The sequence below is a fragment of the Persicirhabdus sediminis genome, assembly GCF_016595495.1.
GTDB classification, from domain to species: domain Bacteria; phylum Verrucomicrobiota; class Verrucomicrobiia; order Verrucomicrobiales; family Akkermansiaceae; genus Persicirhabdus; species Persicirhabdus sediminis.
This window is the reverse complement of sequence record NZ_JAENIM010000034.1, coordinates 129,261-143,768: the sequence shown is the minus strand read 5'-3', so window position 1 is coordinate 143,768 and position 14,508 is coordinate 129,261. Positions and strand designations below refer to the sequence as shown.

Genomic DNA, 14,508 nt, shown 5'->3' with positions numbered 1-14,508 from the left:
AGATGCTGCTGTAGCCTATCAGGGCGAGAACTGCGTGAAACTTAGTAATAGTGGCAGCAGCTCTCAGCTGACTCTATCAAGCCCGCTAGATGTTTCTGAGCGTGAGTCAGTCAAGCTGGCCTTTTGGTATCTAGCTGAGTCCTATGTTGATGGAGAATCATTTTCGCTTTCCTTCTTCGATGGCGCTGAGTGGGTGAGTGTGGCTAGCTTTGAACCGAATGTTGATTTCATTAATCATCAGTTTCATTACGGTGATGTGGTTGTGCCAGCGCATCGATTCTCACCAGCTGGATTGCCAGCCAATGCGCAATTCCGTTTTGAAAACCACGGTTCAGCTAGCTCTATGGTTTATCTCGATGAGTTAGTTGTCTCGATTCCAAACAAGGCGCCACTGGCTCATGATGACAGCTATAAAACGCCAGCTAATGGCTCACTGCTCAGTGTGGCAGCGCCAGGTGTTCTGGCTAATGATAGCGACGCTGAAGGGGATGCTTTGAGTGTGGTTCTTGTGGCTGATGTTAGCGTGGGTGATCTGCAGTTGAATGCTGATGGATCCTTTAGCTACAGCGCTCCTGAAGGTTTTAGCGGTTTGCTTAGTTTTGCCTATCAAGCCGTTGATAGCCTCGGGGCGAGTACTCCAGCAGTGGTGACCATTGAGGTTTTCACTGAGGCGACTATCGAGCTGATGGTGGACCCAGAGATCACGAGTTTTGACTATCGGTCTAACACAGGCGACGCGCCAGATTGGCGAAGCCAAAAAGCAGATCGCATCACCTATGACATCAACGACAAAGCAGGGGCTGTTGGAGACTTACAAGATTTCAACTTGCAGGCGAAATCCACCGCTGAAATCGCGAGCGAGCTCGCTATTGAGCAAAATCAGGCGGTGATCACTGGCATTGAACTCAAGCCACTTAGCTGGACATTTGGTTTTGTTGGCTGGACTGATGGATCTAGCAAGTTTGGCGACTCTGACGGAGAAATCGAAATCAGCTATGGCATCGACATCACCACGAGCAGGGGCGTTTATCGTAAAGTTGTGGTGAGTTCGCTACTGCCAACGACGGAGAGCGCGTCATTCCCGCTAGAGTTAGCTGCATCTGAAACTTGGGTCACAGGTGAGGGATTCCTCGGTGATATCACACAGGCCAATGTATTGCTGAACTCCGTGCAGGACATTGCTTTTGTGGGCATTTCTGAAATCATAAAAACGCCAACAAACTCGGCAACTTCCTATCACACTCTGATTGGTCAAAGCATCGACCTATCTGTGATGTTAGTAGAGATGACCGTGGAAGATGACGCCTACAAGATGTTTAGCAACCAGCAGATGGCTGTATCTGCGCCAGGGGTGATGGAAAATGATCTGGATGTTTCCTATGTTGAGTTAGTCTCAGATGTTAGCAACGGCCAGCTAGTTTTCAATGCCGATGGTTCGTTTAGCTACCAGCCAGCGGGTGGTTTTGTTGGGCAGGATAGCTTTGTCTATCGTGGCTACGATGCAGACGGACAAGCAATGGAGGCAAGCGTCATTATTACCGTGCTTGCTGAAACTCAGCTGGAGCTGATTGTTGATCCTAACATCGCTGATGGCAATTATGTACAAAATGCTACTGAAGCCCCTGACTGGCGTAAAGATATCAATGATGCTAGACAGCAAGTTGCCTTCAATATCGTCGCGGGAACTGGCGAGGATGGAGATGAGTTTGATTTCCAGCTGATGACCAAAACTGGCAGCCAGCTGGCAGTTGAGTTAGGCATGCCAGCTGAGGAAATCGCCATTGCCAACGTGAATCTTGACGTCAACCAATGGGATCTCAATTTGAACAACTGGACAGCGGATGGAAAATTTGGCGACGGCGCAAATACCGGATCCTATCAGGTGACCTATAGCCTGAGCATCGCTACGATTAATGGCAGCTACCGTTATGAATGCACCGACACCTTGCTGCCAGAGTCCAACCTAGCTGGACATTTACAGAATCTAACTGTGAGTGGTAACTGGCTCGAAGGCGCGGGCTATCTGGGTGACATTGCGGACGCTCACGTAGCGCTTAGCGACGTGGAATCCATCGTATTCAATGGCCACATGCTGATCAATGAGGTGGGCAGTAATGATTCACGTTCCTTCTATCTAGTTCGTTACCTTAGCATTCCAGTTTCATTAGAAGCGCTGGATCTATCAGCGATTGATTCTGACGGTGATGGCGTTTCTGATGAAGACGAAATCATCGCAGGCACTGACCCACATGACCCTAACTCAGTGTTCAAGCTGAGCTTCAGCTCAGTGGTCAATAGCGATTCGCTCAGCCTCAGCTGGCCAAGTGCTGAGGGCCGTACCTATCAGCTGATGAAATCTAATGATTTGATCCATTGGGAGCCTACGGGCGAAGTCATTTCAGCGACGCCACCTAGCAATGAAATCCAGCTAGATGAACTAGCCGGCGAGGAAAAACTCTTCCTGCGCATCGAGGTGACAAAACACTAAGCGGCACATTTTAGCCAAAAAAAATGCGCGGGGGCACCCACCCCCGCGCAACAAATACACATATGAAACTAAAACTAGTAACAATGACTATACAGGCCTAGTCAGTTGGGTATTTGGACATATTTATTTGAGTTTTTAAAAAGAAACGATCCTGTATCGATTAACTGACTGATTATTTGCCCCAGTCGAAACCGAACTGTAGCCAAGCGGCGTGGATGTCGCCATGTTCGCTGCTGTTATCGTAGTCGTATTGGATTCTAGCCATGAAGCCCATGCCGCCGTCTGAGCTAGATTCTCCCTGGCGGATAGTGAATACTGGAGATACACGATGGCGTTGGTCGAAGTCGTATTCTTCCACCCCTTGAAGGTATTCGTAGCGCAGGCCCACTTCCATGTTATCATTGAACTGATAGAGCGCGGCGGTGTTCATGCCAAACTCAGTGAACTGACCGTCGTGGCTGTCGACATCACGCCACATGACTTCGTTGCGCCAGCGGAATTGTTTGCCTCCTGACTCAAGGCCGTTAGCACGCCAGCTGTAGGTGAAATCACCACCGTAGATAGATGTTTGTCCATCTTCAGCTAGATCGCCACGCAGGTAACTTGCTCCAACGAGGAATTGGTGGAAGTCGGTATTGTAAAACTGTGCCTGATAGCGGGCGCTAAAGCTTTGGCCGTCCCATTCGATTTCGTCGTGGTCATCATGGTCATCGTGATCGTCGTGGTCATCATGGTCATCATGGTCGTCGTGGTCATCATGGCCGCCATGATCGTGGTCGTGGGTTACGGTGCGCCCGTAGCTGATAGTTAGAGAATCTTCGAAGCGAGTAGGTGTGTACCAAGTGATATCTCCACCATCGATAGAAAAGCCATCATCGCCGAGGAATCGTGTATTTGCTAGATTGGCATTTACAAAATCCCAGCCGTGCAGGTGGACTGAGTTTTGTGTGCCGAAGCGCGTGAACATGCGACCGCCTCGTACTTCAAATCCACCCGGTAATTCTTTGAGTGTAGCATAGGCTTCTTCCAGCTCACCTTGGATGCCTTCGCCGTCTTCCCAGAAGACATTATAGACACCAATCGCTTCGAGGTGCTCGCCGTAGCTGAGGCCTAAGCCGAGTTCGAGCCCCTGCCAGTTGCCGCCATCTACTTTTGGATCGTGGCCAGCATAGCCCATTTCTCCGTGGTTATCAGATGTGGCGCCTACTGCGGCACGGAAGTGGACGAATGGATTGATTTCTAATTCGGCGACGACGGGGACTTGTAGGCACGCGAGTGTAGCCAAGACGAAGTGTTTCGTTTTCATGTTAGTGTATTATTGTTTGTGTTACTTTGAGAACAGTTTGCCTAGCCCATAGCGGCTAGAAAAGATCACGCTGATGATGAAGATGAGGCCGAGCACGATGACGATGGCTGGGCCTGTTGGGAGGTCGAATGGCACAGAAATGAAGATGGCGAGCGCTGAGCTCAGTGCGCCAATGATGCCACCGCCCCAAAATAGCAGCGAGGTTTTGTTAGTGAAGAGTGAGACGATAGCAGCTGGCGCTACGAGTAGGCCAATTGATAGAATACTACCAACTGCTTGGTAGCTGCCGACTAAGGCTAAAATCAGCTGTGAGTAGAGCAGGCAATTCATCCAGCGCACTGGCACCCCTTGGGCAGCGGCGACATTGGGCTCAAACAAGGTGATGAGCAATGGGCGCATGAAGGTGGTAGAGCTCAGCAGAGTGACCATGGCGATGAGGAAAAACGTCCATAGGTCGCCGTTGCTAACAGCCAGGATATTGCCAAATAACCAGCCGTCCATTTCCTGCGCAATGCTGAGCTTGGGAATGAGCGAAATGCCGATGGCAAAAGCCGTGGTGTAGAAAATGGTTAGCGCGGTGCCTTGTGGAATTCGGCTATTTTTGGAAATCAGATAGGAGCTGAGGCCGACGATGAGTGAGGCTAACAGCGCGCCGAGGAAGGCATTGGTTTGGCTGAGCACACCAGTGAGTAGAACCATCACCACAATGCCGGGAAGCATGGTGTGTGAGAGGGCGCTGAGCGACAGCGCATTGCGGCGCAAGAGAACAAATCCACTGAAGAATCCATTGGTGAATCCGATCAAAATGGCTGCGATCAGAGCGCGCTGGAAATAGCTAAATTCGAGGAGGTCAATGGCAGCTCTCATGATTTGTAGAGGGCGTCGAGTTGTGAATTAGTGAGAACGTCTTTGGTGGCACCAAAGGCGTGGATGTTTCGTTTAAGCAGCATTGCTTGGTCGAAGATATCTTCGGCGGTATTGAGGTCGTGGTGTGAGGCGATGATCAATCTACCATCTTTAGTTAGCTGGCGGATGACTTGTTGGAGCTGGGCGGAATGTTCGCGGTCTAGGCCAGTGAATGGTTCGTCTAGCAGCATGACGTGAGCTTCCTGAGCAATCGCTCTAGCTAGGAAGGCACGTTGTTTTTGGCCACCTGAGAGTTCGTTAATTTGGCGGTGTCCGAGCTCAGCCATGTGCATGAGCTCAAGCGCGTGGTCGACGACTTCTTCATCGTGGCTAGAAAACTTTTTAAAGGCACCTAACTGCGGGTAGCGACCCATTTCTACCATGCCGCGCACGGTGATGGGGAAGTCCCAGTTGACCTCTTCGGATTGCGGCAGGTAGGCGAATTCACGGCTCCACTTTTTCACTGGCTGGTTACGCCAGCGGACGATGCCTGCGCTACGTGGGATGAGGCCAGCAATGGTTTTTAGCAAGGTGCTTTTACCAGCTCCGTTAGGTCCAAGCAGAGCGACGGCGTGGCCGCACTGGGTATCGAAGGAGACATCTTCAAGCGCTAGATTTTTGTGATAGCGTACGCTGATAGATTCAACGTGAAGTGCGTGTTTGTGGTGGTGCGAATGATCGCAGCTGGGGCAGTCTTCTGACACAGTGGATTGTTTGTTAGTGAGTATTATTCAGCGGGTGTGATGCCCATGGTGATGATTTCTGAGAGCTCACCCGTGTCGCTGTGGAAGGAAAATGTTTGGGTTTTGGCGGCTTCTGGTTCGAAGCTGATTTGCACAAAGCCGATATTTTCGCCGAGCTCGTCGGAGCTCCAGTTGACGTCTAGCAAGAGGTCGAAAACGTTGTGAACGGGGAGCTCGAGGTCGAACTGGTATTCTTTTTCAGTTAGCTGGTCGCTGCTGTAGAGCACTTCTTGTTTGTCGCTCATGGTGAGCTTCAGGCTCTGCGGTGTTTGTGAGAATGTCAGTGTGACTAGGGTGGACACTGGTGCTGGGTTACAGGTATCAGCTGAGTGGTTGCAGTTTTCATCGTGCTGGTGGCCGTCTGTATGGTCGTGTCCGCAGCCAGCTGATCCGGGTCCGTGGTTGCAGTCAGGCCCGTGCACGTGGCCGCTGCTCTGAGCTGGCGGCGCCTGATAGGTGAGCATTTTGATAGAGATAAAACATAAGCCGAGGAAGCCGACGACAAGCAGGATGTTTTTGATAGGTGATCCTTTCATGGTATTAGATAGATGTTAGTAGCTGGATATTATCTAAGGGCTTGGACAATGACTTGGGTATTGTGTTGCATCATTTTGGTGTAGCTAGATGAGCCGTCACCAATCAGGGTGCCACCGGTTTTGATACCGGTTTCGCGGAGGATGTTTTGTAGGATTTTTGGGTTGAGGCGTTTTTCTGGGAAAACGGCGCGCACGTTATTTTTGCGAATGATGGTGATGACCTCGGCGGTGTAGCTGGCTGATGGCTCGTGCTCGGCATTGACACCTAACACTGGCACTGCCTTGAAGCCGTAGGCTTTGCAAAAGTAGCCAAATGAGGCGTGTGCGGTGGCGAGCCGGCGCTGGCTGCGCGGGATGGTGGAGAGCTCGCGCTTCATCCATGAGTTCAGCTTGGTGAGCTCGCTGCGGTAGGCTTTGGCTCTGGCTTGATAGTAAGATTTGTTAGCTGGATCGAGACGTGAGAATTCGTCGGCAACGATTTTGGCAGCGCGCTGCATGTTAGCGACGTCGTGCCACCAATGTGGATCGATAGCACCACCAACGTGGGCTGGGCAACATGCGTAGGCGGCATTTTTGGCTTCAATTTTTTGCGATGGGATTTTGCGGCCCACTTCTAGAATGGTGGCTGAGTTGCCGAGGTTGCTGCGCAGTTTGTCGAGGTAGGTTTCGAGGTGTTTGCCGCTGGCGAGGTAGAGTTTGGCGTCGGCAGCGCGGCGTAGGTCTGAGGCGCTAGGCTCGAATAGGTGCGGGTTGCTAGACGGGCTCATGAGGTCGATGAGTTCGACATTTTCTCCACCAACTTGGCGGCCGAGGTCGCCCATGAGTGGGTGAAGGGCTGCCACTTTGAGCTTGGCGCTGGCTGGAGTAGCTAGCAGCCAGCTGGCGGTGAAGCATAGGGCTGTGGCTAGTAGGAGACGGTTAAGAAATCGCATGGCGCAAGGGATTTAATGCAAGTAAACTGCTAATGCAAGTAAATTGCGTTTACTGGTGTTTAGAAAAAAATGCCGAGCTGGATGATTCCAGCTCGGCGAGGTAATGGTGAAGAATAGTATTTTGGCGTCGCTTAGTCGCGTTCAATTTTGCCTTTGAATCTGCCCCATGCAGGTGGGCCGATTTCTCTGCTTGTGTCGTTCCACTGTTTGCGCAGTGTTTCGGCGACTTCAGGGTTTTGCTCGATGAGGTTATTTTTCTCGCTTGGGTCTTTGGCGAGGTTGAATAATCCGATTGGCTCGCCAGTGAGTGCGCGCACGAGTTTCATGTCACCGTGGCGGATGGCCCAGCTAGGACCGTAGCGCCAGAAGAATGTTTGGTGTGGTGGTTTTTGGCTTTTGCTGCTGAGCACGTCGATGATGTTTTTGCCGTCGAGCTTCCACTCGTCTTTGATTTCACCACCAGCGAGCAGGGCTATGGTAGGGAAGAGGTCGAGCGAGATGATAGGCACGTCAGATTTGGAGCCAGCTGGAATGGTACCGGTGAGTTTGGCAGCAAATGGCACACGCATGCCGCCTTCGTAGGTGCCTGCTTTTTCGCCACGGAGGTGACCATTGGTGCCGCCGTGTTCGAGTTTTCCGCCATTGTCACTGAAGACGACGACCATGGTATTGTCGGCGATGTTGTGAGTTTCTAGCGCGTCGAGGATTTTACCAATGTTGACGTCCATGCAGTGGATCATGGCGGCGATGGTTTGGCGATGGCCAAGGTCTTTGAACAGCTCGAGGTCTTCGTCTTTGGCTGACATCGGCGCGTGCGGCGCGTTGAAGGCGACTTCGAGGAAGAATGGTTTGTCGTGGTTGCGGTTGATGAAATCTACAGCTTCGCGACCGATGGCATCGGTGAGGTATTCGTTTTCTGACTCTACTGGCTGGTCATTTCGCAGCAGCATTTTCTTTGGATTATTTTTGATCCAATAAGATGAGGCGCCGTTGTTGAAACCAAAGAACTCGTCAAATCCACGGTTGTATGGGAAAAATTTCTGTGCTTTGCCGTCGTGCCATTTGCCCATCAGGCCGGTGTGGTAGCCGAGTGTCTGCAGGTATTCCTGAATCATGATCACGTCGGTAGGTGTGCCATTGTTTTTGTCGCTGCCGCCCACATTTCCTTCGTGGCCGAAGCTCTGCTGGTAGCGGCCAGTGTGGTAGCCAGCGCGTGATGGTCCACATACGGGAGCGGAAACGTACGCGCAGGTCATGTTGACGCCATCGTTGGCGATACGGTCGATATTTGGTGTTGGGATCTCGGTGGATCCATTGAAGCCGGTGTCGCCGTAGCCGAGGTCGTCAGCTACAATCCAGATGAAGTTTGGTTTTTCAGCGGCGGCGCTGGTAGACGCGCTGAGCACAGGCAAGCTGGAAAGCGCTAGTGCTGTGGCCAGCTGGCGGGCGGTTTTGAGTGTGCGGTATCTCGTTGGTTTCATATTGGTTATTGCGGGTATATTGGTCACTCAAAATAGGCTTCGCAAGTTAAATGGCAATACACAATCTTCGTATGAGATAAGAAAAGAGGCCCCACATTTGTGGAGCCTCTCAAAGACCATTCTCGCAGTTGTCCGCTCAAATGGGATTATTTGTTTTTCGGGTTTGGGGGTATTTCTGTGGGGGTTGTTTCGGGGGATTGGCTTATGATTGACGTCTTCTGCGCAGCAGGCCGATGGCTAGTGCTGAGCCGATCAGCGCTGTGGTGCTTGGCTCTGGGATGGGTGCGGTTTCGCTGAGGAAATTCATTGGCTGCTGGCTGGGTGAATCCTGCAGGCCATCGAAGTTATTCATTGGCATAATGATCACTGGAGATTCTACAGGCACCGCAGTAGGCAGCACGCCAGCTGGCGCTGATTTAACTACCATGTTTGTCAGCTGGAGGTCGGCGGTGAACTGCGGGTTGGGGGTGAACTCGGGGGCCGATAGCTGGATTTGAAAATTAGACGCAGTGGGTGGCACGACGGGGGATGGCACACCCACTGCGGATTTGTTGTTTGGGGTCACGGGGGAATTTTCGGGGGAATTAGAAATCAGGGTAGTAGCGGCTGAGGCTGCACTCATAGTGGCCAGAATGAGTAGTGAAGTAAGCAGGTTTTTCATGAGTTTGGTGGGTTATTGGAGGAGTGGCCGGGGGTTGCGACACAATGATAGTTTGCAGCCTGCGTGCCAAGACATGCAACTGAGCCTGCCAAATCGTCCGCAACCCATATAGAATCAGGGAAAAATAAATTTTGCCGGCAATTTGGCCCGTGCCAGCTGGATCCAGCAATCATGTAAAACTTGCCGAAATCGGGAAATTATACCGGTAATTTTTACCAGCTGGCAGGAGTGCTGCGCTGAGCCGTGAAGATACGGAAAGAAAAATGGCCAGCGAACCAGCTGGCTGCGAAGTGAGCTAGAATTTTCAGCTAGCGACGACGTCGCCGTCGTGGATGTGCGGCAGCAGCTGTGGATTGGCGGTGAGCTCGGGATCGCTGGCGAGCAGGTTTTCAGCCAGCTGGCGGGCGTGGCGGATGAGCTCGGTATCGGCGATGAATTCGACAAATTGCAGCCGGCTGAGGCCACTTTGTTCTTTGCCTAAGACGTCACCAGGGCCGCGCAATCGCAGATCGGCTTCAGCAATTTTGAACCCATCGTTAGTCTGCGCCATGACTTGAAGTTTTTCCACCGCGTCGGGCGATTTGCCATCGGTGATGAGAATACAGTAGCTTTTATGTTCGCCGCGGCCAATGCGACCGCGCAGCTGGTGCAGCTGGGCGAGGCCAAAGCGCTCGGCATTATAAATGACCATGAGGTTGGCGTTAGGAACGTCGACACCCACCTCGATGACGGTGGTGGAGACTAACACATTCACTTCACCGTCGCGGAACTTGCCCATGACGGATTCTTTTTCCTCTGACGACATCTTGCCATGCAGTAGACCCACTTCGTATTTGCTCAGTCGCTTGCGCCATTTTTCGGCTTCTGCCACAGCTGATAGAGCGTCGAGGTTGTCACTTTCTTCGACGAGCGGATAGACGAGGTAGGCTTGGCGACCTTCAGCTAGCTGATCTTTGATGAATTTGGTGACGTCGCTAACTTTTGGTTTTTTGCGCACGCCGGTGACGATGGCGCCGCGTCCAGCTGGTCGCTCGTCGAGGATGGAAACATCGAGGTCGCCGTACAGAGTGAGTGTTAGGGTGCGCGGGATGGGGGTGGCTGTCATCACTAACACATCAGGCATGACTCCCTGAGAAGCGAGCGCGGCGCGTTGGTCGACACCAAACTTGTGTTGTTCGTCGACAATGACGAGCCCGAGGTTATGGAAAATGTCTTGGTCGTAGAGCAGCGCATGGGTGCCAATGATGACTTGTGGCCGGCTGGCTGGATCTTGGCCATTGTCCTCGCGGCGGTCGCTGGTGCGCAGGGCGACGTGAACGCCCAGCGGCGTGAGCCACTTGCTGAAAGTGAGGTAGTGTTGCTCAGCTAGAATTTGCGTGGGCGCCATGAGGGCGGCTTGCGCGTCGGAGTCGACAGCTAACAACATGGCGCAGAGGGCAACAAATGTTTTCCCTGAGCCAACGTCACCTTGCAGCATGCGGTTCATTGGAACTGGCTGGCGCATGTCGGCAATGATCTCTTTGACACTGCGTTTTTGCGCGTTGGTTAGATCGAATGGTAGACTGTGATAGAACTGGGTGAGCAGCTCGGTTTTTTTCCCCTGCACGCGGCCTGCTTGTGCCTGATAACGTTGGCGTTTCCAGACGACACTGAGCTGCAGGGCAAAGAATTCTTCGAGCGCGAAGTAGCGGCGGGCGGCATCTATCTGCTCGAGATGTTTGGGGAAATGGATTTCCCGGTAGGCGTCGTAGCGTTGATAGGTGGGGTCGAGGTCGTAGGGTGGCTGTAGCGACTCGATCTCGATGTGGTCTAGCAAGATGTAGATGTGCTCGCGTAGCCGCCGCTGAGGAATGCCAGCCACATTGCGGTAGACGGGCACGATGCGCTCGAGGTGGATAGAGTCTTTGGAGTCTTCGCTAACGATTTCAAAATCTGGGTGGTCGATGATGATGCGCCCTTTGAACTCCTTGGGTTTGCCGTGCACGATGATCTCGTGGCCAGCGGCGATCATGCTGGCGATGTAGGGCATGTTGAACCACCGACAGGTGATTTTGCTGCCGCCGAGAATGGTGGCATTGAGGTCCTGCACGACGATTTCGTGAAAGGAGCGGTTGCCGCCAAATCCTTTTCTAGCGGAATCTATCACGCGCCCGCGAATGCATACCGAGCTGGTGCCTGCCTGAGCTGGAAAGGCGTCAAACCGGCGTCTGTCTTCGTGCCTTTTGGGGAAGTGGCGCAGCAGCTGCTCGGCAGTGAAAATGTCTACGTTAGCTAGTGCCGTTAGATCCTTGGCTGGAATCAGCCCAAGATCGGCGAGTTGCGAATGTGCCTGACAGGGTGACGACATTTAGCGGCTGAGTGGGCTAGTTAGTTTTTGCTTGGTGCTGGCGGATATCCTGGATGATCAACTGCAGTGAGGTGCGGCCTCGGAAGAAGTTGCGGTTGATGGTGAAGGCAATGTCTAACGGTCCTTCTGGGATGTCAAAGTTAGCGCCGCCGAAGTACATGGCTTCGTGGAAGAAATCACCTTGTTTCAAGCTCAGCTTGAGGTGGTTGTTTTTCAGCTTACGCGGTGGCTCAGCTAGCCAGACGTTAGAGCTCATGAAGACTGGCTGCGGGTTGGCACAGCCAAATGGCTGCAGCAGTTCGTAGCTTTCTAGAAACGCTAAGGAAAGGATTTGGAAGGGGAGTTCCGCGTCGACGGTTAGTTTTGGTCGGCGTTGGTGCTCAGGGACGTGCTCGATAACATATTCGGCAAACTGCTGGCGGAATGTTTCTATCTGATCCTCGTTGATGCTGATGCCGGCTGCCATTTCGTGGCCACCTCCAGCTAGCAGAAGTGGTCGGCTGTTGTTGATGGCATCTACTAGCGAGACGCCTTCAATGCTGCGACCGCTGCCTTTGCCGATGCCTTCTTGGTCTACGGAGATGACAAAACATGGTTTGTGGTAGCGCCGCATCAGCCGTGAGGCGACGATGCCAACCACACCTGGGTGCCACTGGCGTGAGGCTAACACAATCACCGGACACTCCGGGTCGTCGAGGTCTTCCATGGCCTCGATGGCTTGGTTGTGAATTTCTAACTCATGTTTCTGACGGCGGATGTTATGAGCATTTAGCTGGTCTGCTAGAGACTCAGCTTCCAGCTCGTCTTCAGACATCAACATGGCGAGCGCGTCTTCTGGCCGGTCCATGCGGCCAGCGGCATTGATGCGTGGGCCCATGCGGAAGCCGACGTCGCTGCTGGTAGGAACCTTAGGTAGCTGAGCTACTTTTTTCAGCGCGGCAATACCGATGTGGCGGGTATTGGCTAGCCGGCGCAGACCGTGGCGGACGATGAGTCGATTTTCCTCTATCAGCGGCACGATGTCCGAGATGGTGGCCATGGCGACGAGGTCGAGGTCTTCTTTGAGATCGTAATGTTGCAGCTGGCGGGTTTTCAGCATCGCGTGGATGAGCTTGAAGACGACACCTGCTGCGCAGAGGTAGTGGTAGTCGTCGCCGCATTTTGGATTGACCACAGCCACACAGTTAGGCTCGCCAGCTATCGGCAGCTCATGGTGGTCGACAACGATGGTATCGATGCCTTTTTCATTCAGCTGGGCAATTTCCACATGAGAGGCGGTGCCGCAGTCCACGGTGATCATGAGCTCAGGCGGTTCGCCCTCGCTCATGCAGCGTTTGAGTGAGGCTTCATTGAGCCCGTATCCTTCTGGTCCGCGGTGCGGAATGAAGGGGCGCGCCTCTAACCCATATGCCTTGAGCGCTTTGATTAATAAAGTGACTGAGGTGATGCCATCGACATCGTAATCACCGTAGACACAGACGCGTTGTTGCTCGTCAATGGCGGTGAAGATGCGATCGACGGCGGCCTGCATGTTGGGCAGGAGAAATGGATCGCTGAGTTCCCGCAGCCTTGGGCGCAGGAAGTGTTCGATTTCTTTTTCGTCAGCTACACCTCTTTGCGCGAGCAACTTGCACAGGATGTCCGGCAGCGGGTTAGTGCTGCTGCGAGGGACGTCTGGAGACTCTTTGAGTATCCATTCTGTAGGGTGTTGGCTCATGCGTGGGTTGTTATTACACAGTCTCTGCGCAGAACCACAAGGACAGATTACTGAAAGGATCAAATCAGCTGGCCGCTAGGCTGGGATTTGGCGCAGTAAAAGCGGGTCGGCTGTAGGGCGGGGGCTGCACACACGGTCTAGCAATGACTGCCAGACTTCGTGGCCGCTGATGATGTCTACCTCGATGCGCAAGTAGTAGATAGGCGTGTCTAGCTCCTCTGGCTTGGGGAAGCGCACGGCGTCTTTTTCTGTGGTGACGATGATGTCGATGTCGCGCTCGATGCAGCGGCGCATGAAGCGGTTGATTTCTTTGCGCGAAAATGAATGGTGATCGGCAAAGACGCGGTGGAATTCGACATTGGCGCCGAGGCTTGTTAGCTTTTCCTCGAAGCTCTCTGGCACGGCGATGCCGCTGATGGCGGCGACGTATTTGCCGTCGAGGAAGTCTAGCTCTTCGCGCTCACCGGTGAAGACGTTTTCTAGAAACTGCGGCCCGTGGGTGCACTCGATGATTTCTGCGGTGCGGTTGTGCTTGCGGATTTTTCTAATGAGATCGTCATTAGGTGAGCCATTGCATTTGGTGATGAAGATGTAGTCAGCGCGGCAGATGTTTTTGGCTGGTTCGCGCAGCGTGCCGCGCGGCAGCATTTGGCCGGTGCCAAAGGGTGAGTTTTGATCGACTAACACAATGTCGATAGAGTGGGCGAGTTTGAGAAATTGCAGGCCGTCGTCTAACAGTAGGGTATTGCACTCTAGCTCGCCGACGGCAAATTCGCCACCTTTGACGCGGTCTTTGTCGACGATCATCGAGACGCCTGGCAGGTTTTTGGCTAACATCCACGGCTCGTCACCGGCAAATTTCACATCCAAGAGCAGGTCGCCGCCAGTACTAACAACTTTAGGCATGCGCTCAGCTGGGATGAGCTCGCCGGTGTGGCGGCTGGGCCATTTTTGCGCTTGTTTGAGGTTTTTGGATTTGTAGCCACGCGAGAGCACGGCGACTTTGCGGCCGCGCTCGGTGAGAGCTTTGGCAAACATCTCGACGACGGGTGTTTTGCCGGTACCACCAACGGTGAGGTTGCCAATGCTGATGACTTCGGTGCCGAGGTAGTGCTGGATGCGTTTGCCCGAGCGGAAGCCTTTGAGACGCAGGTGTACGGCCAGCCGGTAGAGACCAGAAAATGCGTAGAGCAGCAGCCGCATCATGGTGGCGCGAAACCCCTTGGCTCGGCCAAAGATCACGTCGGTGGCCCATTTTTCGAACTCTTGAAATGTCTCTTTCATGCTGGAAATGCAGCCGAGCTGGCTGGCTGCCCGCTTGCTGGGTGGTATTGAAGCACAACTTTGGGTCGACTTGAAACTTGAAACTTCATTCAGCGGGCGGCAATTTG

The 14,508-nt window shown here is 53.0% G+C and carries 11 protein-coding genes; 1 reads left to right on the top strand and 10 read right to left on the bottom strand.

The annotated features are described in order from the left end of the window. Positions 1 to 2,488, top strand: a 2,488-nt coding sequence (locus JIN82_RS06955; RefSeq protein ID WP_234041818.1) for an Ig-like domain-containing protein, incomplete at its 5' end; no start/stop codon positions are given. A 172-nt stretch (positions 2,489 to 2,660) separates the two neighbouring features. Here the strand turns inward: JIN82_RS06955 and JIN82_RS06950 are convergent. The 10 genes from JIN82_RS06950 to lpxK all read right to left on the bottom strand — a co-directional run bounded on the left by JIN82_RS06950 (position 2,661) and on the right by lpxK (position 14,401). Further along, positions 2,661 to 3,794, bottom strand: coding sequence for a hypothetical protein (locus JIN82_RS06950; RefSeq protein WP_200310912.1), 1,134 nt, complete (start codon positions 3,792 to 3,794; stop codon positions 2,661 to 2,663). 21 nt (positions 3,795 to 3,815) lie between these two features. Further along, positions 3,816 to 4,661 carry a metal ABC transporter permease gene (locus tag JIN82_RS06945; RefSeq protein WP_200310911.1) on the bottom strand — a complete coding sequence of 282 codons (846 nt, stop codon included), beginning with the start codon at positions 4,659 to 4,661 and terminating at the stop codon, positions 3,816 to 3,818. Further along, positions 4,658 to 5,404 carry a metal ABC transporter ATP-binding protein gene (locus tag JIN82_RS06940; protein WP_325099481.1) on the bottom strand — a complete coding sequence of 249 codons (747 nt, stop codon included), beginning with the start codon at positions 5,402 to 5,404 and terminating at the stop codon, positions 4,658 to 4,660. The genes JIN82_RS06945 and JIN82_RS06940 overlap by 4 nt, the downstream gene beginning before the upstream one ends. A 23-nt stretch (positions 5,405 to 5,427) precedes the next feature. After that, positions 5,428 to 5,979 (bottom strand): hypothetical protein, encoded by a 552-nt coding sequence (locus JIN82_RS06935; RefSeq protein WP_200310910.1) that lies wholly within the window; start codon positions 5,977 to 5,979, stop codon positions 5,428 to 5,430. A gap of 29 nt (positions 5,980 to 6,008) precedes the next feature. After that, on the bottom strand, positions 6,009 to 6,911 hold the full coding sequence (locus tag JIN82_RS06930) for a metal ABC transporter substrate-binding protein (RefSeq protein ID WP_200310909.1): 903 nt from the start codon (positions 6,909 to 6,911) through the stop codon (positions 6,009 to 6,011). Between the two features lie 131 nt (positions 6,912 to 7,042). Further along, positions 7,043 to 8,392, bottom strand: a complete 1,350-nt coding sequence (locus JIN82_RS06925; RefSeq protein WP_200310908.1) for a sulfatase-like hydrolase/transferase — start codon at positions 8,390 to 8,392, stop codon at positions 7,043 to 7,045. Positions 8,393 to 8,594: 202 nt separating this feature from the next. Beyond that, complete coding sequence (locus tag JIN82_RS06920) at positions 8,595 to 9,014, bottom strand: PEP-CTERM sorting domain-containing protein (protein WP_200310907.1); 420 nt, start codon at positions 9,012 to 9,014, stop codon at positions 8,595 to 8,597. 343 nt (positions 9,015 to 9,357) lie between these two features. Then, entirely contained in the window at positions 9,358 to 11,400 is a 2,043-nt protein-coding gene (recG, locus tag JIN82_RS06915; RefSeq protein ID WP_200310906.1) for an ATP-dependent DNA helicase RecG, read from the bottom strand. A 16-nt stretch (positions 11,401 to 11,416) separates the two neighbouring features. Then, positions 11,417 to 13,117: a single-stranded-DNA-specific exonuclease RecJ gene (gene recJ, locus JIN82_RS06910; protein ID WP_200310905.1), complete on the bottom strand. Its 1,701-nt coding sequence runs from the start codon at positions 13,115 to 13,117 to the stop codon at positions 11,417 to 11,419. A gap of 75 nt (positions 13,118 to 13,192) precedes the next feature. Then, positions 13,193 to 14,401 (bottom strand): tetraacyldisaccharide 4'-kinase, encoded by a 1,209-nt coding sequence (gene lpxK / locus JIN82_RS06905; RefSeq protein WP_200310904.1) that lies wholly within the window; start codon positions 14,399 to 14,401, stop codon positions 13,193 to 13,195. Between the last annotated feature and the right edge of the window lie 107 nt (positions 14,402 to 14,508).

Coding starts and splice junctions, on each gene's coding strand:
- lpxK (WP_200310904.1), bottom strand. CDS start 14,401: ATGAAAGAGACATTTCAAGAGTTCGAAAAATGGGCCACCGACGTGATC.
- JIN82_RS06945 (WP_200310911.1), bottom strand. CDS start 4,661: ATGAGAGCTGCCATTGACCTCCTCGAATTTAGCTATTTCCAGCGCGCT.
- JIN82_RS06950 (WP_200310912.1), bottom strand. CDS start 3,794: ATGAAAACGAAACACTTCGTCTTGGCTACACTCGCGTGCCTACAAGTC.
- JIN82_RS06935 (WP_200310910.1), bottom strand. CDS start 5,979: ATGAAAGGATCACCTATCAAAAACATCCTGCTTGTCGTCGGCTTCCTC.
- recG (WP_200310906.1), bottom strand. CDS start 11,400: ATGTCGTCACCCTGTCAGGCACATTCGCAACTCGCCGATCTTGGGCTG.
- JIN82_RS06920 (WP_200310907.1), bottom strand. CDS start 9,014: ATGAGTGCAGCCTCAGCCGCTACTACCCTGATTTCTAATTCCCCCGAA.
- JIN82_RS06925 (WP_200310908.1), bottom strand. CDS start 8,392: ATGAAACCAACGAGATACCGCACACTCAAAACCGCCCGCCAGCTGGCC.
- recJ (WP_200310905.1), bottom strand. CDS start 13,117: ATGAGCCAACACCCTACAGAATGGATACTCAAAGAGTCTCCAGACGTC.
- JIN82_RS06930 (WP_200310909.1), bottom strand. CDS start 6,911: ATGCGATTTCTTAACCGTCTCCTACTAGCCACAGCCCTATGCTTCACC.